This is a genomic window from Flavobacterium sp. P21 (genome assembly GCF_050632225.1).
In the GTDB taxonomy this organism is placed as follows: domain Bacteria; phylum Bacteroidota; class Bacteroidia; order Flavobacteriales; family Flavobacteriaceae; genus Flavobacterium.
Map to the genome: position 1 here is coordinate 1,663,132 of NZ_CP192585.1, position 21,646 is coordinate 1,684,777.

The window sequence follows — 21,646 nt, forward strand, 5'->3', positions numbered from 1 at the left end:
AAATATTAGATTATGAAAAATAAAATTCTAATTCTAGTAGGTATTTTGGCATTCTATTCTTGTCAAAATAAAGACAATTCAAAAAATATTGTCAAAACAATTGTTCAAGATACTTTATCAAAAACAATGGGAGGGACAGCAGATTTAAGTGAAGTTTCTGAAAAAGATGATAAGGCAGTTGAATTGATTCGAAAACAATTGCAGGTTTTATTAAAGAATGATATTCCCGCTATGACAAAAAACGATCGTTATTTTTATTATGATGCTTTCGACTTAAATAACGATCAGAAAAACGAATATTTCGTTGGTTTCTCCAATTCCTATTTCTGCGGAAGCGGAGGCTGTTCAGGTTATATTTTGAATAATGACGGAAGTGTAATAAATCGCTTCTCAGTAACCGATTTCCCGATTTCTATAACAACTTCAACAACAGAAAAATTTTATGATCTTATATTTGAAAGTGGAGGAGAATTTCATCTTTTAAAAATGAAAAATGGAAAATATCCATCAAATCCATCTGTTCAAGAAGTTATAAAAGGAAATGCTCCAAAAGAAAGTACAAAAGTTTTGGATATTCAAACGAAGAAATTGAAGAAGTATTCGTTTTAAAAAACAAAACCCGACAGGTTTTTAAAAACCTGTCGGGTTTGAAATTATTCGAACGAAATATAATTACTTTCAATAAGATTTAATTTATATGAATCTTTGAATTCTTTTCTTTTTGTGGAAGCACTTGCCTTTATAATTCTTCTTTTGCTTGGAAAACAAACAACGGCATTAAGGGTGTATGGATTAAAATCTATTAAACTTGAATAATGTTTAAATGTGTTTTCTAACTGAGAATAAGCATCTTTTCTGTGATTTGCCTGATTTCCTTTGGCAACCTTAACTTCTGTAAAAAAGACATCTTTATTGTTACAAATAACATAATCACATTGACCACCTTTAACATTTTTCATTACACAATCATCATTTTGAATAAAATAGAATTCAGTATTTGATTTGTTTTCAATATGTAAATGCCAAGGCTCTTTTACTATAACAAATAAAACGGGATCAGCTTCAAAGACAAATGTATGCTTGTCAATAATTGTTTTTAAGCAATTTGCTCCAATTTCAGGGAATGCTTGTCTAAGACGTTGAATCATAAATCCAGCAATTTGTCAAATTCATTAGCAAAAGCATCGGAAACACCATCAATCATATTTTCAGAAATTTGCCCTAATTTATCATTCATAATTTTTTTAGCTTTTCCATTTTTCAATTCGTAAGCAATGAAGTTTTTGGGATTAAGCCAAGACTCTTTCTTTATAATTTTGTTTACTTCTTTCGGATTTTTTTGTCCTTTATCATATGCCAATAATAAATTGTTTATAGAAGCTAAAACAAAAGGACTGTGAGTTGTTAAGATTAAATTCTTTCTGTCAAACAAGCAGTTTTTTACTAAGTATTTAATTAATTCATGCTGTGCTTTTGGGTATAAATTTAATTCAGGTTCTTCAACTACGAAGTTGAAATTATATTTATCTTTTAGTGATTTAGAATATTCTATTAAAAGTAAAATTGGAATTATTGATTGTAAGCCAGATGCAGATTCTAATAAATCAACTTTTTCATTATCATTATGATAAATAAATGAAGTTTTTCCCTCTCTTTTATATTTGAAATTTTTCCCAATAATATTAAGAGGCAATTCTTTTATTGCGTGAATGGCCTTTTCATATTCTTGCCCACTGTTTAATAAGTATTTAGGAATTTGAATATCATTGTTTATGAGCCCTAAGACATTAGAAAATATTATTTGTAATATATTTCTTTCGGTTGGTATGTAGATGGAATCATATAAAAAAATATCTGGAAAAATTGCTATTAAATCCTCATAAAGATTAAGATAATTCTCAAAAGATTTTTCTTTTTCCAGAATCACTAAAATATCATCTATATAATTCCCGTCGAAAAAAAGATTATCTTTTTGATTTAATTTATGACGCTTGAATTTATCTTTTTGACTTTTTAAAGGAAATAAATCGAGAATTTTTTCATTAAATTTAGAATCAGTTCTTTTACAGAATGAAAAACTGGATTTTGTTAAAGATTTAAATTTTTCAAGTGAATTAAATTGCGCAAGTAATTTCTCATTCTTTACTCCTTTATAAATTTTTAATATATTTTGAATAGTTTTCTTTTCAAATTTTTCTGAAGAATATCTTAAAACAAATGGATATATATTTTTACTATTCGTGTATTCAATAAAAGTTTTCTTATTTAAGTAGGAGTAAATGTTATATTTCTTTAATTCAATTTCAAATGTAGTTTCTGAATTTCTTCTAAATTCATCATCTTCAAAAATAGAAATCAATTTAGCCAAGGTGCTTTTCCCAGAAGCCTGTGCGCCAATAAAAGTAACCATTTCTCTAACTTCGATTTCAATATCTTTTAGAGGCCCGAAATTTTTAACAATAAGTTTTGCTCTTTCCATGTTTCCAAAATTAAGGAAAATATTTATATATGAAAAAGGAGCTTAAATAAAAGCTCCTTTTTAAATTTTGTATGATTTTAAAGGAATTTAACCCACCAATTCCACAAACTTAAACTCACCGTCAACAACAACTTTTGTCAAACCGTGTTTAGATAAATTTTTCATAGACGCATCCCATTTTTTACCGCTTAAGTTAGCTGTAATTTTTAGTTGCGTTAAATCCATTCTATTTTCATTTTTTGTAAGCAAGTCAATAATGAATTTTTCTTCATCAGAAAGTTCAATCTGAGCTTGTTTTTTCTCCGGACGCATTTGTGGGAACAATAAAACTTCCTGAATAGAAGCATTATTCGTCAAATACATAATCAAACGATCCATTCCAATTCCCATTCCAGACGTTGGAGGCATACCGTATTCAAGCGCTCTTAAGAAATCTTCATCGATAATTCCGTTTGCTTCATCATCACCTTTTGCGACCAAACGCATTTGATCTTCAAAACGTTCACGTTGATCAATTGGGTCATTCAATTCAGAATATGCATTTGCAATTTCTTTACCACAAACCATTAATTCAAAACGCTCCGTCAAATCTGGATTATCGCGGTGCTCTTTACAAAGCGGAGACATTTCTTTAGGATAATCTGTAATGAAAGTTGGCTGAATATAATTTCCTTCACATTTAGCTCCAAAAATCTCATCAATCAATTTTCCTTTACCCATTGTTTCGTCAACTTCGATTCCCATTCCGCGAGCTGACTTCAAACAATTCTTGTTCTGTTTTTCCAGAAATATCAAAACCAGTAAAATTTTTGATAGAATCTGTCATTGTAACACGCGCATAAGGCGCTTTAAAGTTGATTTTATGCTCGCCAAAAGTAACTTCGCTAGTTCCGTTAACTGCAATTGCACAATGCTCTAATAAGCCTTCAGCAAATTCCATCATCCAGTTGTAGTCTTTGTAGGCTACATATATTTCCATTGCAGTAAATTCAGGATTATGTGTTCTGTCCATACCTTCGTTACGGAAGTTTCTAGAGAACTCATAAACACCTTCAAATCCACCAACAATTAATCTTTTTAAGTATAATTCGTTTGCAATACGCATGTAAAGCGGAATGTCAAGCGAGTTGTGGTGCGTAATAAATGGTCTTGCCGAAGCTCCACCAGGAATAGATTGTAAAACTGGCGTATCAACTTCAAGATATCCAGCGTCGTTAAAATAACCACGCATTGCACTAAATAATTTTGTACGCTTAATAAAAGTTTCCTTAACCTGCGGATTTACAGTTAAATCTACATAACGCATTCTGTAACGTAATTCAGCATCGTTGAAAGCATCGTGTACATTTCCTTCTTCATCAACTTTAGGCAATGGTAATGGACGTAATGTTTTACTTAAGAATGTAAAACCGCTTACACGAATACATTTTGCACCAACTTGAGTTGTAAATAATTCACCTTCGATACCGATAAAATCACCTAAATCGGTTAATTTTTTGAATACTTGGTTGTATAAAGTTTTATCGTCACCTTCACATAAAACATCGCGGTTCACGTACAATTGAATACGTCCTTCGCTGTCTTGTAATTCAGCAAAACAAGCTTTACCCTGATCACGAACACTCATCAAACGTCCCGCAACGATAACCTTCTTGCCCTCTTCAAACGATTCCTTTATCTGCTTCGAAGTATGATTTACAGGAAAAAGATTAGCTGGGTAAGGATTGATTCCTAAGTTGCGTAAGTTCTGAAGTTTTTCTCTTCTAATGATTTCTTGTTCTGATAATGCCATTTTGTGCTCTGTTTTTTAAGTGTGCAAAGATAGTTTTTAAGTCGCAAAGTTGCAAAGTCATAAAGTCTAAAGTTTTAGAAAAGAGTAATGTTTTTTATCAGGAGCAGAAAATATGGTTTTTTGAGGCGTTTTGTCCCGCTATCCACTAAATTCCCAATTAACAAAAACTACGACTAAAAAGTCTTGTTTTTCTAAATCGGGAGATACCGTTTCTATCGGGGCTAGTTTAGAAGTTTCTGTTTTCAAAAGACGTTTTAGTTGGGGGCGCATCAAAGTTTTAACGTATTCTTGTCAATTCCGAGGAACGAGGAATCTCCGCAAGTAGCTCGACAAAGATTGTCCTTCTGATTGTGGAGATTACCCGTTCCTTGGAATGACAATAGTGTGTGTAGAAAATAATTCCTGTAAGAAATTATTTTAAAATATTTTTATCTTAGCATCTAAGAACCTTAACATCTCAGAACCTTAAAAAATGAAATACCTATCAGCCTTTTTGCTTTTTTGTATCCTAACAAGTTGTCAAATAACAGAAACTATTAATATAAATCCAGACGGAAGTGGAAATATTGAAGTGTACAGTCTTCAGGATGAAAATAGTATGGTACAGATAGGAAGACAAAATTTTAGTTCGGAAAGATTTATTGACACTACCTTTGTTTTTCGGGATTATATAAAAAAATACCAGGAAACTTTTGTAAAATTTCTCAAAGAAGATCAGTTAATATTTCAAGAACATGCCAATGTTAAAATGCAAATAAAAGTCGACCCCATTCAAGTAGAACATTTTAATATCGTTTCCTCAGATTTCAAAAAAATAGAAGAAGTACCAAATCTTTATGAGAGCCTTAGTCTAGCCAATTCTTTAAAAGAAAATTTTCCGATAGCAAGAAAATCTTATAAAATAAATTACAGATTTGACGGGACTACCTTTAAAAGAGGTGTAATAATTCTAGATCAGGAAAAATTTGAGGAGGACAAAAAAATGGTGGATCAAAGAAAAAAATGGTATGCTAAATATAAAGTGATACAATCTTATACCTTACACTATACTTTTCCGAGAAAAATAAAATCGGTATCAAATGAAAAAGCTATTTTAAGCGAAGATAAAAAGTCGTTAAGCTTAGAATTTCAGCTTTCAGATTGTCTTCAAAACCCTGAAATGACAAATTTGGAAGTAGTTTTAGAGCTAAAAGGCTTTCATTAAGAGAGACTTAGTGTCTTAGAAGCTTAGTTGCTTAGATTCTTAAAAATAAAAATAGACTTCGTATCTTTGATAAAAAATAAAATCATTATGAAATTATATAAACTACTGTTTTTTTCTTTTTTATTAGCAACTCTAGCAAGCTGTACTTTCACAGAAAACATAACTATCAACGATAACGGAACCGGAAAATTTTCTGTAGATATGGATGGTTCTTCTTTAATGCAAATGGCCGGCGATCAAATAGGGAGCCAGATGGGAGCAGATAATAAAAAAGATATTGATACAACTTTTACTTTCAAGCAGTTGCTTGCGGAGAAAAAAGACAGTATCGCAAAATTATCGCCAGAAACACAGAAAGAGCTTAAAAAGCTTGAAAACTTTGTAGTCACAACAAAAATGAATGCCGAGAAAAAACAGTTTTTAATGACCTTGGCAACTGATTTTAAGAGTGTAAACGAGCTTCAAGATATCTTGCAAACTGCTAGCACTTTACAAAAACTTGAAGGCGGTGCAAATGCAAATCCGTTAGGAAGTGGTTTTGGAGATAATAAAAGCAAACTAAGTTATACATATGACGGAAAGAAATTTACCAGAAAAGCTACCATCGATCAGCAAAAATTGACTGAAAAGCTTAACGATTCGTCTGCCGATATGTCGAAAATGATTTTTGCTTCGTCAAATTATATTGTGAAATATCATTTTCCGAAAAAAATCAAAAAAGTTTCAAATCCGAACGCTTTATTTAGCGACGACAGAAAATCAATTACAATTCAATACTCTTTCACGGATTATATGGAGAATCCGGACAAACTTAACTTTGATGTTGAGTTTGAAAAATAATTAAAATGAATACAAAAATTCAACTTCAGGATCTGGGAAACCGTGATTATAAATCGACTTGGGAATATCAGGAAGAGCTTTTCAAAGATATAGTCGATCTGAAAATCAAAAACAGAAGAGAAGAACAAGATTTACCAACTCCAAATTATTTATTATTTGTCGAGCATCCGCACGTTTATACTTTGGGAAAAAGTGGTGATCTTGAAAACTTATTATTGAACGAAAAACAGCTCGAAGCGAAAGGAGCAACTTTTTATAAAATCAATCGTGGTGGCGATATTACGTATCACGGGCCAGGACAAATTGTAGGTTATCCAATTCTGGATTTGGAAAATTTCTTTACAGATATTCATAAATATTTGCGATTTCTGGAAGAAGCAATCATTTTGACATTAGCAGAATACGGTTTAGAATCGGGCAGAAGCGAAGGTGAAACAGGAGTATGGTTAGGTGTTGGAACTCCGTTTGCACGCAAAATATGTGCAATGGGCGTTCGTGCTTCGCGCTGGGTCACCATGCACGGTTTTGCTTTAAATGTAAATGTAGATTTGGGTTATTTTGATAATATAATTCCGTGTGGTATTCGAGGAAAAGGAGTGACTTCTTTGAACGTTGAACTTGGTGTAGAAAAAGTGGATGAGGAAGAAGTAAAAGCTAAAATCATTAAGCATTTGAGGGATTTGTTTGAAGCCGAATTTGTTTAAAAAAATTGTCAAAATAAAAACCCGTCTCAGGCATCTTGTTTGAAACGGGCTTTTATTTTGGGGCTAGTCATAATTTTTTCAGGATAATTATGACATTCTTCAGTAGGGAATTGTGGCTTGTTTTTTAATAGAAACCTTTTTTTCTTAAATTTATGTTCAAAAAATCGAAAAACCATTTCGCAAAAGCTAAGATTTTGAAGGGATGGCAAATTCTAAACTTCATGTAATTCTCTTAGCTATTTATGCTAAATTTGGTTTTGTACTATTAAATTTAAATTTCATTTTATCCCTGATGGCTTATGAGAAAACTTTACTTCCTTTTTTCCTTTTTATGCTCAACGGTCTTTTTGCTCAAAAGAAAGATAAATTATATCCAATTACCGCTTATGAAAAAATTTGGCAAGAAAAAATAGTGATACCCGATTAAAACTAATCAAATCAATTTGGTTGGAAGATAGCACTTTTGAAGATCCTTCCGCTTCTATAAAAGGAACTGTGGCATTCAATAATGTAATCAACGAATTTTATAAGAAATTCCCAGATGCTATTTTAACATCTGGAGCAAAAATCGTGAAAGACAATTATGTGACATGGGAATGGAAAATTGTCGATTCAAAAAATCAGTTAATAATGGCAGGACGAGATTTTGCTCGTTTGAATGGCAAAGGTCAAGTGAGCAAGATTATTGGTTTTTGGGATAAGGATGCAACTTTGTCTGAAGTGGATATTCTGAAAAATCTTGAAGCTGATAATTTTAAAGTTGTAGCTAAATATTATGAATGTCTTTTTAAAACAAGAGATTTTGATGCAATGGCAACTTTAATAGAAGATGGGGCTATTTATACTCAAGCGACGGGTTTGCCTTACGGAGGGACTTATGTGGGTTTTGCAGAATGGACTAAAATGTTTGCAAAAGCGGCTGAGTTTTATGATTTGCAAATTGAAAAGGAACCAACATATTTTAGCGACGCATCAAAGAATGAAGTGATTATTTATTTTACCATAAATTGTAAATCCAAAAAATCCGGCAAAACAATGTCGATGCCAATCTCAGAGCATTTTGATTTGAAGAATGGAAAAATTACGGCAATCAGACCTTTTTATTATGATACAAAACAATTTGCTGAATTTTTGAAGAGCAAAAAATAATAAAAAAAGCGACCTTAATATATAGGTCGCTTTTTTTATTCGAAAAAATCAAGAGTGAGTTGTTCTGGCAAAAGTCTGAAACTCATTCGATGATATTTTGTAGTTCCGTATTTTTTAATCGCTTCTCGATGTTCCTTGGTTGGATATCCCTTATTTTTTTCCAATTGTACATTGGGAATTCTTCATGAATTTGATCCATGTATTCATCTCGATACGTTTTTGCCAAAACTGATGCTTTGCGGCAATACTTAAAAATTTTGCATCACCTTTAATAATGCTTTGATTTGGGATCGATTTCAATAATTCAATTTCAGCAGAGGAGAATTGTTTTCCAAAAGTGTTTTTAAGTCCGAGCTTTGCATTTAAAGAACGATTTCCATCGACAATAATATATTCAGGAACATGTTTTAATTTTAGAATACATTCCTGCATTCCTTTCATAGATGCATTAAGAATATTTATTTCGTCAATTTCTTCCGGAAATAAATGTGTTACTGCAAAACAGACTGCTTGTTCTTCAATAATAGGTTTCAAAAGCGCTCTTGTTTTTTCAGACAATTGTTTACTGTCATTCAAAATAGTGTTTTCAAAATCTTCAGGCAAAATTATCGCGGTACGCTGTAACGGGGCCGGCAAGGCACCCACGACCAGCTTCATCGGTTCCCGTTTCTAAAATAAATCCAGAGAAGTTCTTTTTGAGCATTTTTAGGCTTTTTTTGAATAGCAAAGATTGTAAAAAAATCAGCAAATTGATAAAATAGCGACTGAATTTAAGTATAAAGGTTTAATAGGGTTAATAAATTTTATGATTTATTGACATTTTTTAACGGCAATTTCCCATGTTTTTTACACTTTATCTTAATAATTTTGGTCGTTAAGTTATTTTTTTTAAGTTTTTTGAATAACTAAGATTAAAAAATCATTAGAAAATTAATGTTTTTGGTTATTCACCTCTTGTTTTTGTCAAAAGTTCAAAAAATCTTATCAAATTAAAGAACTTAGTAAAAGAAATTGATGTTTTTTATGAGTTTTATTGTTCGATTTTTTGAAATGTTAAAATTTACTAAAATTTAACAATTTGAAAGAACCCTTTCTTGCTTGTTTTTGAGGGAAAAATAATACGTAAACTTGAAAATAGTTACATTTTATTAAAATGTATTAAGCTTTTGTTAATAATGTTAAGGAAATTTAAATTGAAATAGTTTGTTATTTTAAGAAATAATTAAGATGTTTGTCGCATACTAATTCAAAATAAATTAAAATGAAATTAAAATTTAAATGGATTTTTACGCTCCTTGTAGCGTTATCTATGCAGTTTTCTTTCGCTCAAGAGAGAACTGTAACTGGAAAGGTATCTGATAAAACAGGTGTTATTCCAGGAGTAAATGTTCTTGTGAAAGGATCTAAAACAAATACTCAGACAGATTTTGATGGAAGTTATTCTATCAAAGCAAAGACTGGTGATGTTTTAGTTTTTTCATATGTTGGTATGAACAACAAACAAGTTACTGTAGGAACTTCAAATACAGTAAACGTTGAAATGGAATCTGAAGCACAATTAATGAATGAGGTTGTCGTAGTTGGTTACGGTGTTCAGAAAAGAAAAGAGGTTACAGGTTCTATTTCTAAAATTGCGGGTAACGACATCGCTAACTTAGTAACTCCATCTTTTGAAGGAGTATTAGCTGGTAGAGCAACTGGAGTACAAGTTGTAACTAACAGTGGTATTGTGGGTGTTGCTCCAAAAATTAGAATTAGAGGTATTGCTTCTATCTCAAGTGGAAGTGATCCATTAATCGTAGTAGATGGTGTGCCAATTCTTTCTGGTGATATCGGAGGTGTTGCAAATACAAACGGTTTAGCTGATATTAACCCAGACGATATCGAATCATTCGACATCTTGAAAGATGGTGCTCGCAACGGCTATCTACGGATCTAGAGTCGCGAATGGAGTAATTTTGATTACTACTAAAAGCGGTAAAAAAGGAACTTTAAAAGTTAATTTCTCTTCAAATTTTGGTGTTGCAAGTGCGGCTAAAAAATATGATCTTTTACAGACTCCTGATTTCTTAACAATTGCAAACGAAAAAAGAACTAATAGAGGACAAGCTCCATGGGCTGTTGGAAGTACTTATAATACAGACTGGCAAAGTGCTGTTTTAAGAAACGCACCTCAAATCACTAACAACTTAGCGTTCAGTGGTGGTTCTGATAAAACTAAATACTACTTATCTTTAGGTTATACTGATCAAGATGGTATCAACTTGTCAAATAGTATGCAGAGATATTCTGTAAGAGCTAATATTGATCAAGATATCAATAAATGGTTAAGCATTGGTACAAACTTAAGTGTTTCTAGAACTGAGTACAATGGTTTAAATACAAGTGCTAGTGGACTTTCTGGTAATATCTTCAACACAATCAGACAATTACCTAACGTGCCAATTTATGATGCTCGCAAACCCAACAGGATATAACTTAACATTGCCGTTAAGCACAAATACAGTTGGTAGATGGGATAATACTGATCCAGTAGGAGATAACATTACAAATATTATTTATGTATTAGATCATAATAAATATTACTCAAAAGTTAACAGAACATTGTTAAGCATTTTTGCTAACGCAAAAATTACTTCTGATTTAACTTATAAATTACAAGTAAGTGCTGATAACTCTATCACTGGTGGATTACAATACTGGAATCCTATTCACGGTGACGGACGTTCTAGAAACGGTTACCTTTACAATGATAATACAGAATACTTAAGATGGAACTGGCAAAATATCTTGAACTACAAGCATACTTTTGGCGAAAATCATAACGTAGGAGCTACAGCTGTTGCTGAGTACCAAAAACAGAGATACCAAAATTTCTGGGGATCTGGAAGTGATATCATCAGTGATTTCTTCAACAAAAACTTAGTTACTAACTCATACGTTACTAAAGATTCAGGTGGATCTGTTACTGAAAACGGTATCATTTCTTACTTAGGACGTTTTACATATAACTACAAAGAGAAATACTTTATTCAAGGTTCTATCAGAAGAGACGGTATTTCTAAATTAAGTGCAGATACAAGATGGACTAACTTCCCTGGAGTTTCTGCAGGTTGGACAGTTTCTAAAGAAGATTTCATGCAAGGAATCAGCAATACGCTTTCTGATTTCAAACTTAGAGCATCTTACTCTAAAGTTGGAAATACTGAAATTGGAAACTACCCATACATGGATTTAACAACTGGTTCTCCTTATGCAACTGCAAATGGTATTGGATATTTCCAATTTGGAAATCCTCAATTACAATGGGAATCTAGTGAGAAAATCGACTTTGGTGCTGATTTCGGATTATTCAATAATCGTTTGACTATTGGTTTCGATTACTACAGAAACAATATCGATAAATTAATCTTGGCTGTACCGGTTTCTCCATCATTAGGGGTTCCGTTTAACACAACAAACAAAAACATTGGTAAATTGTACAACCAAGGTTTAGAGTTCGCTGTAGCTTACAAAGCTATCAACAACCAAAACTTCAAATGGGATGTGTCTTCAAACTTGACTTTGTCTAAAAACGTAGTTACTGACGTATTTAATGGTCAAGATATCATTGGAGGATCTTCTACAGATACTAACATTGCACCAAATATCATTATTAGAGAAGGTGAATCAATGAACTCTTTATATGGTTTCAGATATTGGGGAGTTAACAAAGCAAACGGTAACCCAGTTTACTATAAAGCTGATGGTAGTTTAGTTCAAGGAAATATTCCAACATCTACTTACTATGTTTACGATCCAAGCAACCCAGCCGCATTAACAACTCCAGCTACTTTAAGTGTTGCTACTGATAAAGTGATTTTAGGTAATACATTACCAACTTACTACGGATCTGTATCTTCTAGCATGAAATACAAAAATCTTGATTTCGGATTTATGTTCAGATTCAGTGGAGGAAACAAAATTTTCAACTCTACAAGAAGAGAGTTGATGAACCAAAACTTCAACAACAACGGAACAGAGATTTTAGGAAGATGGCAAAGTGTTGACAATCCTGGAGACGGATGGACTCCAAGATTATGGGCAAGTTCAAATACATTTACTAACCTTTCTGGAAACGCGAGTTCTCGTTTCGTAGAAAAAGGAGATTTCATTTCTTTAGATAACATTAGCTTAGGTTATACTTTACCTAGAATCTTGTTAGATAAAATTCAAGTAGAAAACTTCAGAATCTATGTTCAGGCTCAAAATATCTGGTTGATTTCTGATTACAAAGGTATTAACCCTGAAATGGAAACATCTGGAGTAGATATCAATGGAACTCCACGTTCTAAAGTTATATCAATGGGAATAAATGTTAGTTTATAATATGAAAAATATGAAAAATATAATAAAATCAATTTTACTTTCTGCAGTAGTACTTGGGATGAGCTCATGTACTGAAGAAAAGATCTTAGACCTTGTACCTATAAATAACGTTCCGACTGACCTAGCTTTTACAACTCCAACATATATCGAAACTTATATGGCTGGTGTGTACAATGTCTGCAACGATTGGTACTTATAACAGTGGTACTTCAAATGGTGGTAGAGGATACGTATGGGGAGTCGCTTTTGTTGAGCAGGGAGAATGTATGGGAGAAGATGCAGTAAACAATGCTACTTTCTACCAATTAACATATACTCAAACTTACGATCCAACATCTGCAAATAACGTTTACTACTGGGTTGATGGTTACAGATTAATCAACAGATGTAACTTAATGATCGAAGGTGTTACTGACGCTGTTGCAAAAGGTGTAATTACTAAAGCTGTAGGTGATGACTATATTGGTCAATCTAAATTTTTAAGAGCGATTACACATTTTGAATTATTGAATTATTTCGCAAGACCTTACAACCACACTGCAGGAGCTACTCACTTAGGTATTCCTTACAGAGAAGTTGGTATAAATACTCAAGCAGAAATTGATTCTGAAAATGCAAAACCAAGAAATACTGTAGCAGAATGTTATGCTAAAGTACTTGCTGATTTAGATGATGCTGAAAAATTAATTACAGCCGCAACTACTTCAAGAGCATCTAAAAATGTTGCGATTGCTTTCAAAACGAGAGTTTATCTTCAAAAAAGAGACTGGGCAAATGTAGTTGTTGAAGGAACTAAATTAAATGGTAAATATACGTTGACTGCTAAGCCAGGTGATCCATTCGTACCAGCTAGTAACTTAACAAACTCAGAGTCTATTTTCTCTATCGCTCACTCTGCTACTTCTAACCCTCAGGTTAATGCCGCATTAGCAAGTATCTTGAACAGTAGAGCTTTAGTTAACATTAGTCCAATCATTTGGAGAAATCCAAACTGGTTAGCTGATGATAAAAGAAGAGAAGAAGGTGTTATGATCAAAACTGTTGCTGGTAGAAAATACACTAACAAATATTCTGATATTGTTAACTTGACAGATGCTCGCTCCAGTTATTAGATATGCAGAGGTTTTATTAAACATGGCTGAAGCACAAGCTCGTTTAAATACTCCTGCTAGTTTAGCTTCATCTTTAGCTTTATTGAACCAAGTAAGAAACAGATCATTAGCTAATCCTGCAACTCAAGCTTATACTGTCGCTACTTTAAATACACCACAAACTTTAGTTCCAGCAATACTTGTGGAAAGAAGAATTGAGTTTTTAATGGAAGGACGTAGATGGTCTGATATTCACAGATTACAAAATGATGATATTGCTCCAATCAACGGTATCCCTGCAAAACTTGCTAATGCCGCTCCAGTCGCCGCATTATACACTTTAGGAACTCCTTACACAGGTCCTTACGGTGTGCCAGCTTTGCCTTACTCTGATTACAAGTTTATTTGGCCAATACCACAAATTGAAATGAATACAAACCCAGGTTTAGGACAAAACCCTAACTGGTAAGAAAATAAATATTTTGATTTTTTTAAAAACCCTCAATCATTTTTGATTGGGGGTTTTTCTATTTGCAATATATTGTGATAAAAATTCTGCAATCATACTGATTTGTTTTTTTATACGTTTTTATCTTTTACCTTTGCTTGACTAATTTTGTCGATTATAATTTCATATAAAACAATCAAATGAGAATACTCTTTTTCTATACCTAATAATAATGCCCGCCTTATTGTTTTCTCAAGAAAAAACGCTCCAAAAATAATTTGGATATGAATACAAAGTATTCTAGTATTACTGATACAGTAAAAAAGAAAAAATCATTAGTGGCTAAGATTGAGCAATACCAGATTATTACTTTAGAACACGATACAACTTATGCAGATACGTCTTTAACATTAAAAAGTGCTTACAGACAAAATTATCTTCGTAAAGATTATTTTGGACTTTTGGAATTCTCAAATATCAGGCGACCGTTTAATACTTTGCAATATAGTTTGAATAGTTTTTCTCCGTATCCAGAAATTGGTTTTACAGGCAAGCATTTTGATTATATGCAACCGTCGGATATTAAATATTACTCAGCACCAACTCCGTTTACTGAATTGTTTTTTAATACCACTATAAATAAAGGACAAAACGTAGATTCGTTTATTACCTTGAATACTTCGAAAAACTTGAATTTTTCAATTGCATATCGAGGCTTGCGTTCAGAGGGGAATTATATAAATCAACTGACTAGTGTTGGTAACTTTAGATTTACAACAAGTTATGCAACAACCAATAAAAGATATATCTTGAATGCACACGTAACGTATCAAGATGTGACAAATGAAGAAAATGGCGGAATTACAAGGCCAGAGGATTTTGAAAGTGACAACCCTGATTATAAAAACCGACAACGATTACAGGTTTATTTAACAGATGCTAAAACATTATTAAAAGGGCATCGATTCTTTTTCGATCACGCCTTTAGAATTAACCCAAAAGATGCCGATAATAATTTGTACGTAACGCATCAATTTAATTACGAGTATAAAATTTTTGAATACGAACAGCCAACAGTTCTGTCTTCTGTAGGTAATGCGACAAATGTGCAACGTTTTGGAGAATCATATGTGACTAGTAATATAAATGACAAAACTCGTTTTGAAAAATTATATAACAAAGCTGGACTGGCATATGAAAATACACTTTTAGGGAAGTTCTATTTTTTTATTGACGATTATAGATCAAATTATGAGTATAATAGAATTATTGTAAAAGAAGATGGACATATTATTCCAAACAATTTGTTTTTGCAGATTAATAATGTTGGGGGACAATATGAATATCAAAAAAATAAATGGAATGGACGTTTCTTGTATACAAGATCAATTACAAACCAGTCGCTTTCTGATTTAGATGCAAAATTGCGATACAATTTAAATAAAGATTTTCAGTTTGATTTTAGATACCGTAATATCAATAAGTTGCCAAATAATAACTATAATTTGTACCAAAGTAGTTATGTAGAATATAATTGGTCAAATAGTTTTAAAAATGAAAAAATCAATCAACTAGGTGCAAATGTCTATACGCCTTGGCTGAATGCAGAAGTTCAATATTCTGTTTTAAAAGATCATTTGTATTTTGCTGATGTTTCGACGCAAGAACAAGTCATGGTTCACACTCAAATTATAAATCCGGCTCAGTATGGAAACGTTATTAATTATTTTTCTATAAAAGCAAACAAAGAATTTAAGTTTGGAAGATTCGGGTTTGATAATACACTTTTGTATCAAAAAGTAGATCAGTCTGAATTGATCGTAAATGTACCAGATTTTGTGACCAGAAATACATTGTATTACTCAAGTTACTTTTTCAAAAAAGCCTTGTTCATGCAAACCGGACTTGTTTTTAACTATTTTACGAAATATTACGGAAATGATTACAATCCGGTAATTGGAGAATTTTTTGTTCAAAACACCAAGGAAATTGGTAATTATGCAAGATTCGACTTTTTCGTAAATGCGAGAATTCGTCAAACTCGTTTTTATTTAAAAGCAGAACATTTTAATTCTGCATTTTCTAAAAACGATTACTATTCGGCGCCTAATAATCCATATCGTGATTTTCTTATCCGATTTGGTTTGGTATGGAACTGGTTCGAATAAAATTAAGACGTGATTTATTTTTTTAAACCAAATATTAAATTACAATAAAATGGACTTTTCAAATAATATTTTAGAAACAATAGGCAACACGCCGCTTGTAAAGCTCAACAAAATTGTTGCTGAAATTGATGCGTTGGTATTGGCAAAAGTCGAAACTTTTAATCCAGGTAATTCTGTAAAAGACAGAATGGCTGTTAAAATGATTGAAGATGCTGAGGCTGATGGCAGATTGAAACCTGGAGGAACAATTATTGAAGGAACCTCTGGAAATACAGGAATGGGATTGGCTCTTGTTGCCATCGTTAAAGGATATAAATTGATTTGTGTTATCTCTGATAAACAATCAAAAGAAAAAATGGATATACTCCGCGCTGTTGGAGCAAAAGTTGTTGTTTGTCCTACAGATGTTGAGCCAACAGATCCACGTTCTTATTATTCGGTTTCAAAACGTTTAGCTGAAGAAACCCCAAATTCTTGGTATGTGAATCAGTATGATAATATGTCAAATTCATTGGCGCATTATGAACAAACTGGACCAGAAATCTGGAAACAAACAGATGGAAAAATTACTCATTTCGTGGTTGGTGTTGGAACAGGAGGAACTATTTCAGGCGTTGGAAAATATTTAAAAGAGAAAAACCCAAACATCAAAATCTGGGGAATTGATACTTATGGTTCTGTTTTCAAAAAATATCATGAAACGGGTATTTTTGATGAAAACGAAATCTATTCCTATATAACAGAAGGTATTGGGGAAGATATTTTGCCTAAAAATGTTGATTTTTCTTTAATTGATGGTTTTACCAAAGTTACAGATAAAGATGCGACAGTTTATACGAGAAAAATTGCACTTGAAGAAGGAATTTTTGTTGGAAATTCTGCTGGAGCTTGTATCAAAGGATTGCTTCAATTAAAAGAGCATTTTAAGCCAGATGATGTTGTTGTGGTTTTATTTCACGATTCTGGAAGCCGTTATGTCGGTAAAATGTTCAATGATGATTGGATGCGTGAACGCGGATTCTTGGAAGAAAACGTAACTAAAGCTGAAGATGTTATCAAAGATCATATTGACAAAGAATTGATTGTAGTGCGCACAGAAGAATTAGTTTCGCATGCAATCGAGCGTATGCGTAAATATAAAATTTCGCAAATTCCGGTTGTTGATATTAATGGATTTGTTGGTTCTGTTGATGAGACCGACTTATTCAGAAGTTATGTTGCCGATAAAAACGTTGCCGAAAAACCAATCAAAGAAGTAATGGGTAAACCATTTCCGATTGTAAAAATGGGAACTCCAATTGAAGAAGTATCTAAGCTTTTCTCAAAAGAAAACGATGCGGTTTTAGTAGATTTAGGCAATGGACATCACCATATTATCACCAAATATGATATTATCGGTTCAATAAAATAAGGTACTAGAAATAAAATTTGTCCATAAATCTGATTAAACATATAATTAGATTTATGGATTTGTTTTTTAAAAAGATTTATTATGAATTTTACTGCGATAGATTTTGAAACCGCAACAGGATTTCATCCATGTTCTGTTGGAATTGTAACAGTACAAAATGGCGTAATTGTCGATGAATTTGTCACTTTGATAAAACCACCAAATAATATATACAATCCGTTTACAATTCAAGTGCATGGAATTTATCCAAGAGATACCGTTAATGCAAAATCGTTTAAACAAGTTTATCCAGAAATCGAAAAGAGATTAAAAAATAGAGTCGTAGTGGCTCATAATGAAAGTTTTGATCGAAATGTGCTTGTGAAATCCATGTTGGCAAATGGTTTGAATTATGAGGATTTGAATATTGCCTCAAAATGGGAATGTACCGTCAGAATTTACAAAGCTAAAGGCATAAAGCCTACAAAATTAAGTGATTGCTGTCGCGAAATGAATATTAAATTGAATCACCACGAAGCATTGTCAGATGCGCGAGCATGTGCAAAGTTATATATGTCGCGATAAAAAACCATAAATTTGTAAGAATAATATTAATTTTTAATTATTTTTAGGTTTTGTAATTTTTTATAAAATCTAAAAATGAAAGAAGATTTTCTTCATTATCTCTGGCGATTCAAAAAGTTTGACACTTTGAGTTTAAAAACGGTCCAGAACGACGAACTTGTTATTTTTAAGACAGGTGATTATTTAGGTCTTTCCGGCCCCGATTTTTTCAATGCACAAATTAAAATTGGAGAGCAAAAATGGGCGGGCAATATTGAAATCCATTTAAAATCCTCTGATTGGTATTTGCATTATCATGAAAAGGATACGGCTTATGAGAATGTAATTTTACATGTTGTTTGGGAACATGATACTGAGGTCTTTAGGAAAGACAATTCTGAAATTCCTGTTTTGGTATTAAAAGATTATGTCCCTAAAGAAACTATAGAAAGTTATAACGCACTTGTTTCAGTTAAATCATGGATTTTTTGTGAAAGACAGCTAAAGGAAATCAACAAATTTGTTTTTAAAAATTGGCAGGAGCGACTTTTTTCGAAAGATTAGAACGCAAATCACGGTTTGTTTTTCAATTGTTAGAAGAAACAAATCAAGATTGGGAAGCAGTTTTGTTTTGCATGTTGGCTAAGAATTTTGGACTTAATACAAACGGAAATTCTTTTTTCAGATGTCAAAGTCAATTCCTTTTTCTGTTTTAAGAAAGGAAAGCTTTGAAATAGAAAATCTCGAAGCATTGCTTTTCGGCATCTGTGGTTTGCTTGATGCAGAGAAAGAAGATGTTTATTTTAAGGATTTAAAATTCAGGTATTTTTTTCTGCTTCATAAATATAATTTGGAACGAACTTATGTTGATCCAGTACAGTTTTTCAAGCATCGGCCAGATAATTTTCCTACTATAAGACTTTCCCAATTAGCAAGTCTTTATTACAATTGCCATAATTTGTTTTCGAAAATAATCGAACTGAAGTCAGCAGAAAGTGTCTATAATTTACTGGATGTTTCGGTAAGCTTGTATTGGGAGAATCATTATCAGTTTGATAAAGAAAGTCCAAAAAAGCTAAAAAACTGTCAAAATCATTTATCGATTTATTGATTATAAATACAATAATTCCAATTCAGTTTGCTTATTCAAATATAATGGGCGGTACAATTGCTGAGGATTTAATTGACTTTATGAATGATGTTTCGGCAGAGAAAAATTCGATAATTGAAAAGTTTGAGTCTTTTGGAATAAAATCAAAAAATGCCTTTGAAAGCCAGACTCTGATAGAACTCAAAAATGAATATTGCAATCATAATGCTTGCTTGAAATGTGCGCTAGGAATGGAGTTGCTTAAAAATAATTAGACAATTAGAAAAATGAGATAATGAGATAATTTGTATTTTTGTCAACTTAAGCAAAGTCAAAGAAATCTAAAATTTATCCCGAGACTTCGGGACTTAAATCTAAAATAAAAAATGTCAGCAATTTTAAAACTTAAGTTTTTCTTTGAAAAATATGGATTCCATGTTTCGTCAAGATTAGCAGATAAACTCGGAATGCGTGTAACGAATGTGCGTTTATTTTTTATCTACATATCTTTTGTTACTGCTGGTTTAGGATTTGGGGTTTATTTGACTCTTGCTTTTTGGATTAGGCTAAAAGATTTAATTCGCTCAAAAAGAACATCAGTATTTGATTTATAAAAAAAGCTCCAAATTTAAATTTGGAGCTTTTTTTATAACTAGAATTGAAAATTATTCAACATCTGCATCTGTATTGTTAAGTTTTGACCTTCTTTTGCTATATCCAAAATAGACCAAAATACCAATTACTAACCATCCAAGAGACAATAATTGAGCATCAATACTCAAATTGATAATCAAATAAGTATTAATCGCGATTCCTAAAACAGCAATAACCGGCAAAGCAGGAACTTTAAAAGTTCTGTTTAATCCAGGTTGTTTTACTCTTAAAATCCAAACAGCGATGCAAACCATTGTAAAGGCAAACAAAGTACCAAAACTTGTCATATCTGCTAATTTATTGATTGGAGTAAAAGCGACAACAGTTGCAATGATACCTCCTAGGATCATTAAGTTTGTTTTTGGAGTTCCAGAAATTGGGTTAACTCTTGAGAAAACTTGAGGGATTAAACCATCTTTAGACATTCCTAAGAAAATTCTAGATTGTCCCATAATCATTACCATTAATACTGAAACTAAACCGATAGTAGCGACAACAGTGATTATAAATCCAGCCCAGCCTTGTCCAGCAATATCAAATGCATAAGCAACAGGAGCTTTAATAGCCTCAGGATATTTTCCTAGTGGATTGAAATCTTGGTAGTTCATCATTCCTGTTAATACTAAAGAAACAAGAATGTATAAAGTCGTACAAATTAATAAAGAGGCAATAATGGCAAAAGGAACGTCTTTTTTAGGATTGATTGCTTCTCCAGCTTGAGTAGAAACAGCATCAAAACCAACATAAGCAAAGAAAATTGCAGCTGACTCCAGAAACGATACCTCCAATTCCGTAGGCATTATGAGTAGTTTCTTTTTCAATAATTTGAGTAGCTTCTGGAATAAAAGGGCTCCAGTTTGCAGTATTGATGAAGAAAAGTCCAGCTACGATTACGAAAATTACAGCAGATACTTTAAGGATAACGATAGCATTATTTGCTTTTGCGAGCACTTTTTGTTCCTTTGATTAATAACGAAATAACTAAAATAACGATACAAAAAGCTGGAAGATTCATTGAGAAACCTTCTCCTGTGTAACTCGCAGGATCTGTTGTAAGCCACTCTGGGAGTTTGATATGAAACATTTTAAGCAATTTATTAAAGTATCCCGACCAAGAAACGGCGACTGTCATGGATCCCATTGCATATTCGAGAATTAATCCCCATCCAATTATCCAGGCAAAAATTTCTCCAATCGTTCCATATGCATAAGCATAAGCAGAACCTTCAACTGGCAAAATTGATGCAAACTCAGAATAACAAAGAGCGACAAAAACACAGGCAATACCTGCAATAATGAAGGAAATAGCTAATGCTGGCCCTGCATGATAGTAAGCTCCTGTACCAGTAAGAACAAAAATTCCACCACCAATGATAGCACCAACTCCAATGGCAGTAAGGCTCCATTTTCCAAGAACTCTTTTTAAATCACTTTTTTTCATATCGGCTTCAAAAGCAGATATAGGTTTAACTCTCCAAATTGACATATAATTATATTGGTTTATTGTTATTAAGCTCCAAATGTATTGTTTTTTGTAAAAAATAAAAACAATTATAGAGTTTTAAGTTATAAAATGTTTAAAATATTCATAAAAGTCACAAGAAACAAGGTTTTCAGCTTTGAATTTGTCAATCTATTTAGGTTAAAATTTTTGATTGCATAATTTTAGGTTAAAAATAAATTTAGTAAAATACTTGTTAATTTT

Annotated in this window: 18 protein-coding genes and 4 pseudogenes; 17 read left to right on the forward strand and 5 right to left on the reverse strand. The window is 32.2% G+C overall.

Features of this window, described 5'->3' with window-relative positions; translation table 11 throughout:
• Positions 1–12 precede the first annotated feature (12 nt).
• Entirely contained in the window at positions 13–609 is a 597-nt protein-coding gene (locus ACQ9BO_RS08165; RefSeq protein WP_431244308.1) for a hypothetical protein, read from the forward strand.
• A gap of 44 nt (positions 610–653) precedes the next feature.
• Here ACQ9BO_RS08165 and ACQ9BO_RS08170 read toward each other — a convergent pair whose 3' ends face one another.
• The 3 genes and pseudogenes from ACQ9BO_RS08170 to lysS all read right to left on the reverse strand — a co-directional run bounded on the left by ACQ9BO_RS08170 (position 654) and on the right by lysS (position 4,271).
• A complete protein-coding gene (locus ACQ9BO_RS08170; RefSeq protein ID WP_431244309.1) occupies positions 654–1,148 on the reverse strand; it encodes a hypothetical protein in 495 nt (164 codons plus the stop codon).
• Complete coding sequence (locus tag ACQ9BO_RS08175; protein WP_431244310.1) at positions 1,145–2,479, reverse strand: AAA family ATPase; 1,335 nt, start codon at positions 2,477–2,479, stop codon at positions 1,145–1,147. Before ACQ9BO_RS08175 ends, ACQ9BO_RS08170 begins: the two co-directional genes overlap by 4 nt.
• Before the next feature lie 87 nt (positions 2,480–2,566).
• A pseudogene (gene lysS, locus ACQ9BO_RS08180) lies at positions 2,567–4,271 on the reverse strand (lysine--tRNA ligase).
• Positions 4,272–4,743: 472 nt separating this feature from the next.
• Between lysS and ACQ9BO_RS08185 the strand changes: the two are divergent.
• The 5 genes from ACQ9BO_RS08185 (at position 4,744) to ACQ9BO_RS08205 (ending at position 8,168) form a co-directional block, all read left to right on the forward strand.
• Entirely contained in the window at positions 4,744–5,475 is a 732-nt protein-coding gene (locus ACQ9BO_RS08185) for a hypothetical protein (RefSeq protein WP_431244311.1), read from the forward strand.
• Positions 5,476–5,562: 87 nt separating this feature from the next.
• Entirely contained in the window at positions 5,563–6,315 is a 753-nt protein-coding gene (locus ACQ9BO_RS08190; protein WP_431244312.1) for a hypothetical protein, read from the forward strand.
• A gap of 5 nt (positions 6,316–6,320) precedes the next feature.
• The gene (gene lipB / locus ACQ9BO_RS08195; RefSeq protein WP_431244313.1) at positions 6,321–7,019 is read left to right on the forward strand and encodes a lipoyl(octanoyl) transferase LipB; all 699 of its coding nucleotides are present in this window, start codon (positions 6,321–6,323) and stop codon (positions 7,017–7,019) included.
• 202 nt (positions 7,020–7,221) lie between these two features.
• The gene (locus ACQ9BO_RS08200; protein ID WP_431244314.1) at positions 7,222–7,446 is read left to right on the forward strand and encodes a hypothetical protein; all 225 of its coding nucleotides are present in this window, start codon (positions 7,222–7,224) and stop codon (positions 7,444–7,446) included.
• Positions 7,447–7,466: 20 nt separating this feature from the next.
• Positions 7,467–8,168 (forward strand): nuclear transport factor 2 family protein, encoded by a 702-nt coding sequence (locus ACQ9BO_RS08205; RefSeq protein ID WP_431244315.1) that lies wholly within the window; start codon positions 7,467–7,469, stop codon positions 8,166–8,168.
• A 35-nt stretch (positions 8,169–8,203) separates the two neighbouring features.
• On the opposite strand, the pseudogene ACQ9BO_RS08210 reads toward ACQ9BO_RS08205, so the two are convergent.
• Positions 8,204–8,871, reverse strand: a pseudogene (locus ACQ9BO_RS08210) (ribonuclease HII).
• Positions 8,872–9,429: 558 nt separating this feature from the next.
• Here ACQ9BO_RS08210 and ACQ9BO_RS08215 point away from each other — a divergent pair.
• From ACQ9BO_RS08215 to ACQ9BO_RS08265, 11 genes and pseudogenes are all read left to right on the forward strand, one after another.
• Complete coding sequence (locus tag ACQ9BO_RS08215) at positions 9,430–10,107, forward strand: carboxypeptidase-like regulatory domain-containing protein (RefSeq protein ID WP_431244316.1); 678 nt, start codon at positions 9,430–9,432, stop codon at positions 10,105–10,107.
• On the forward strand, positions 10,076–10,645 hold the full coding sequence (locus ACQ9BO_RS08220) for a hypothetical protein (protein WP_431244317.1): 570 nt from the start codon (positions 10,076–10,078) through the stop codon (positions 10,643–10,645). Before ACQ9BO_RS08215 ends, ACQ9BO_RS08220 begins: the two co-directional genes overlap by 32 nt.
• A complete protein-coding gene (locus ACQ9BO_RS08225; RefSeq protein ID WP_431244318.1) occupies positions 10,617–12,536 on the forward strand; it encodes a SusC/RagA family TonB-linked outer membrane protein in 1,920 nt (639 codons plus the stop codon). The genes ACQ9BO_RS08220 and ACQ9BO_RS08225 overlap by 29 nt, the downstream gene beginning before the upstream one ends.
• 10 nt (positions 12,537–12,546) lie before the next feature.
• Positions 12,547–12,735, forward strand: a complete 189-nt coding sequence (locus tag ACQ9BO_RS08230) for a hypothetical protein (RefSeq protein ID WP_431244319.1) — start codon at positions 12,547–12,549, stop codon at positions 12,733–12,735.
• On the forward strand, positions 12,710–13,648 hold the full coding sequence (locus ACQ9BO_RS08235) for a RagB/SusD family nutrient uptake outer membrane protein (protein WP_431244320.1): 939 nt from the start codon (positions 12,710–12,712) through the stop codon (positions 13,646–13,648). Before ACQ9BO_RS08230 ends, ACQ9BO_RS08235 begins: the two co-directional genes overlap by 26 nt.
• Complete coding sequence (locus ACQ9BO_RS08240) at positions 13,629–14,096, forward strand: RagB/SusD family nutrient uptake outer membrane protein (RefSeq protein WP_431244321.1); 468 nt, start codon at positions 13,629–13,631, stop codon at positions 14,094–14,096. The genes ACQ9BO_RS08235 and ACQ9BO_RS08240 overlap by 20 nt, the downstream gene beginning before the upstream one ends.
• Before the next feature lie 263 nt (positions 14,097–14,359).
• Positions 14,360–16,243 carry a putative porin gene (locus ACQ9BO_RS08245; protein WP_431244322.1) on the forward strand — a complete coding sequence of 628 codons (1,884 nt, stop codon included), beginning with the start codon at positions 14,360–14,362 and terminating at the stop codon, positions 16,241–16,243.
• A gap of 49 nt (positions 16,244–16,292) precedes the next feature.
• Positions 16,293–17,654, forward strand: a complete 1,362-nt coding sequence (locus ACQ9BO_RS08250; protein ID WP_431244323.1) for a pyridoxal-phosphate dependent enzyme — start codon at positions 16,293–16,295, stop codon at positions 17,652–17,654.
• Between the two features lie 81 nt (positions 17,655–17,735).
• Positions 17,736–18,218, forward strand: coding sequence for a 3'-5' exonuclease (locus ACQ9BO_RS08255; RefSeq protein WP_431244324.1), 483 nt, complete (start codon positions 17,736–17,738; stop codon positions 18,216–18,218).
• A 75-nt stretch (positions 18,219–18,293) separates the two neighbouring features.
• Positions 18,294–19,562, forward strand: a pseudogene (locus ACQ9BO_RS08260) (DUF2851 family protein).
• 111 nt (positions 19,563–19,673) lie between these two features.
• Positions 19,674–19,901, forward strand: coding sequence for a PspC family transcriptional regulator (locus ACQ9BO_RS08265; RefSeq protein WP_026730439.1), 228 nt, complete (start codon positions 19,674–19,676; stop codon positions 19,899–19,901).
• A 51-nt stretch (positions 19,902–19,952) separates the two neighbouring features.
• On the opposite strand, the pseudogene ACQ9BO_RS08270 reads toward ACQ9BO_RS08265, so the two are convergent.
• A pseudogene (locus ACQ9BO_RS08270) lies at positions 19,953–21,427 on the reverse strand (APC family permease).
• Between the last annotated feature and the right edge of the window lie 219 nt (positions 21,428–21,646).

What these genes read in the sequence shown, in the direction of transcription:
- ACQ9BO_RS08165 (WP_431244308.1), top strand. Translation starts at nt 13, where the DNA reads ATGAAAAATAAAATTCTAATTCTAGTAGGTATTTTGGCATTCTATTCT.
- ACQ9BO_RS08175 (WP_431244310.1), bottom strand. Translation starts at nt 2,479, where the DNA reads ATGGAAAGAGCAAAACTTATTGTTAAAAATTTCGGGCCTCTAAAAGAT.
- lipB (WP_431244313.1), top strand. Translation starts at nt 6,321, where the DNA reads ATGAATACAAAAATTCAACTTCAGGATCTGGGAAACCGTGATTATAAA.
- ACQ9BO_RS08215 (WP_431244316.1), top strand. Translation starts at nt 9,430, where the DNA reads ATGAAATTAAAATTTAAATGGATTTTTACGCTCCTTGTAGCGTTATCT.
- ACQ9BO_RS08245 (WP_431244322.1), top strand. Translation starts at nt 14,360, where the DNA reads ATGAATACAAAGTATTCTAGTATTACTGATACAGTAAAAAAGAAAAAA.
- ACQ9BO_RS08235 (WP_431244320.1), top strand. Translation starts at nt 12,710, where the DNA reads ATGTCTGCAACGATTGGTACTTATAACAGTGGTACTTCAAATGGTGGT.
- ACQ9BO_RS08265 (WP_026730439.1), top strand. Translation starts at nt 19,674, where the DNA reads ATGTCAGCAATTTTAAAACTTAAGTTTTTCTTTGAAAAATATGGATTC.
- ACQ9BO_RS08200 (WP_431244314.1), top strand. Translation starts at nt 7,222, where the DNA reads ATGGCAAATTCTAAACTTCATGTAATTCTCTTAGCTATTTATGCTAAA.
- ACQ9BO_RS08220 (WP_431244317.1), top strand. Translation starts at nt 10,076, where the DNA reads ATGGTGCTCGCAACGGCTATCTACGGATCTAGAGTCGCGAATGGAGTA.
- ACQ9BO_RS08185 (WP_431244311.1), top strand. Translation starts at nt 4,744, where the DNA reads ATGAAATACCTATCAGCCTTTTTGCTTTTTTGTATCCTAACAAGTTGT.
- ACQ9BO_RS08225 (WP_431244318.1), top strand. Translation starts at nt 10,617, where the DNA reads ATGATGCTCGCAAACCCAACAGGATATAACTTAACATTGCCGTTAAGC.
- ACQ9BO_RS08240 (WP_431244321.1), top strand. Translation starts at nt 13,629, where the DNA reads ATGCTCGCTCCAGTTATTAGATATGCAGAGGTTTTATTAAACATGGCT.
- ACQ9BO_RS08230 (WP_431244319.1), top strand. Translation starts at nt 12,547, where the DNA reads ATGAAAAATATAATAAAATCAATTTTACTTTCTGCAGTAGTACTTGGG.
- ACQ9BO_RS08170 (WP_431244309.1), bottom strand. Translation starts at nt 1,148, where the DNA reads ATGATTCAACGTCTTAGACAAGCATTCCCTGAAATTGGAGCAAATTGC.
- ACQ9BO_RS08255 (WP_431244324.1), top strand. Translation starts at nt 17,736, where the DNA reads ATGAATTTTACTGCGATAGATTTTGAAACCGCAACAGGATTTCATCCA.
- ACQ9BO_RS08190 (WP_431244312.1), top strand. Translation starts at nt 5,563, where the DNA reads ATGAAATTATATAAACTACTGTTTTTTTCTTTTTTATTAGCAACTCTA.
- ACQ9BO_RS08250 (WP_431244323.1), top strand. Translation starts at nt 16,293, where the DNA reads ATGGACTTTTCAAATAATATTTTAGAAACAATAGGCAACACGCCGCTT.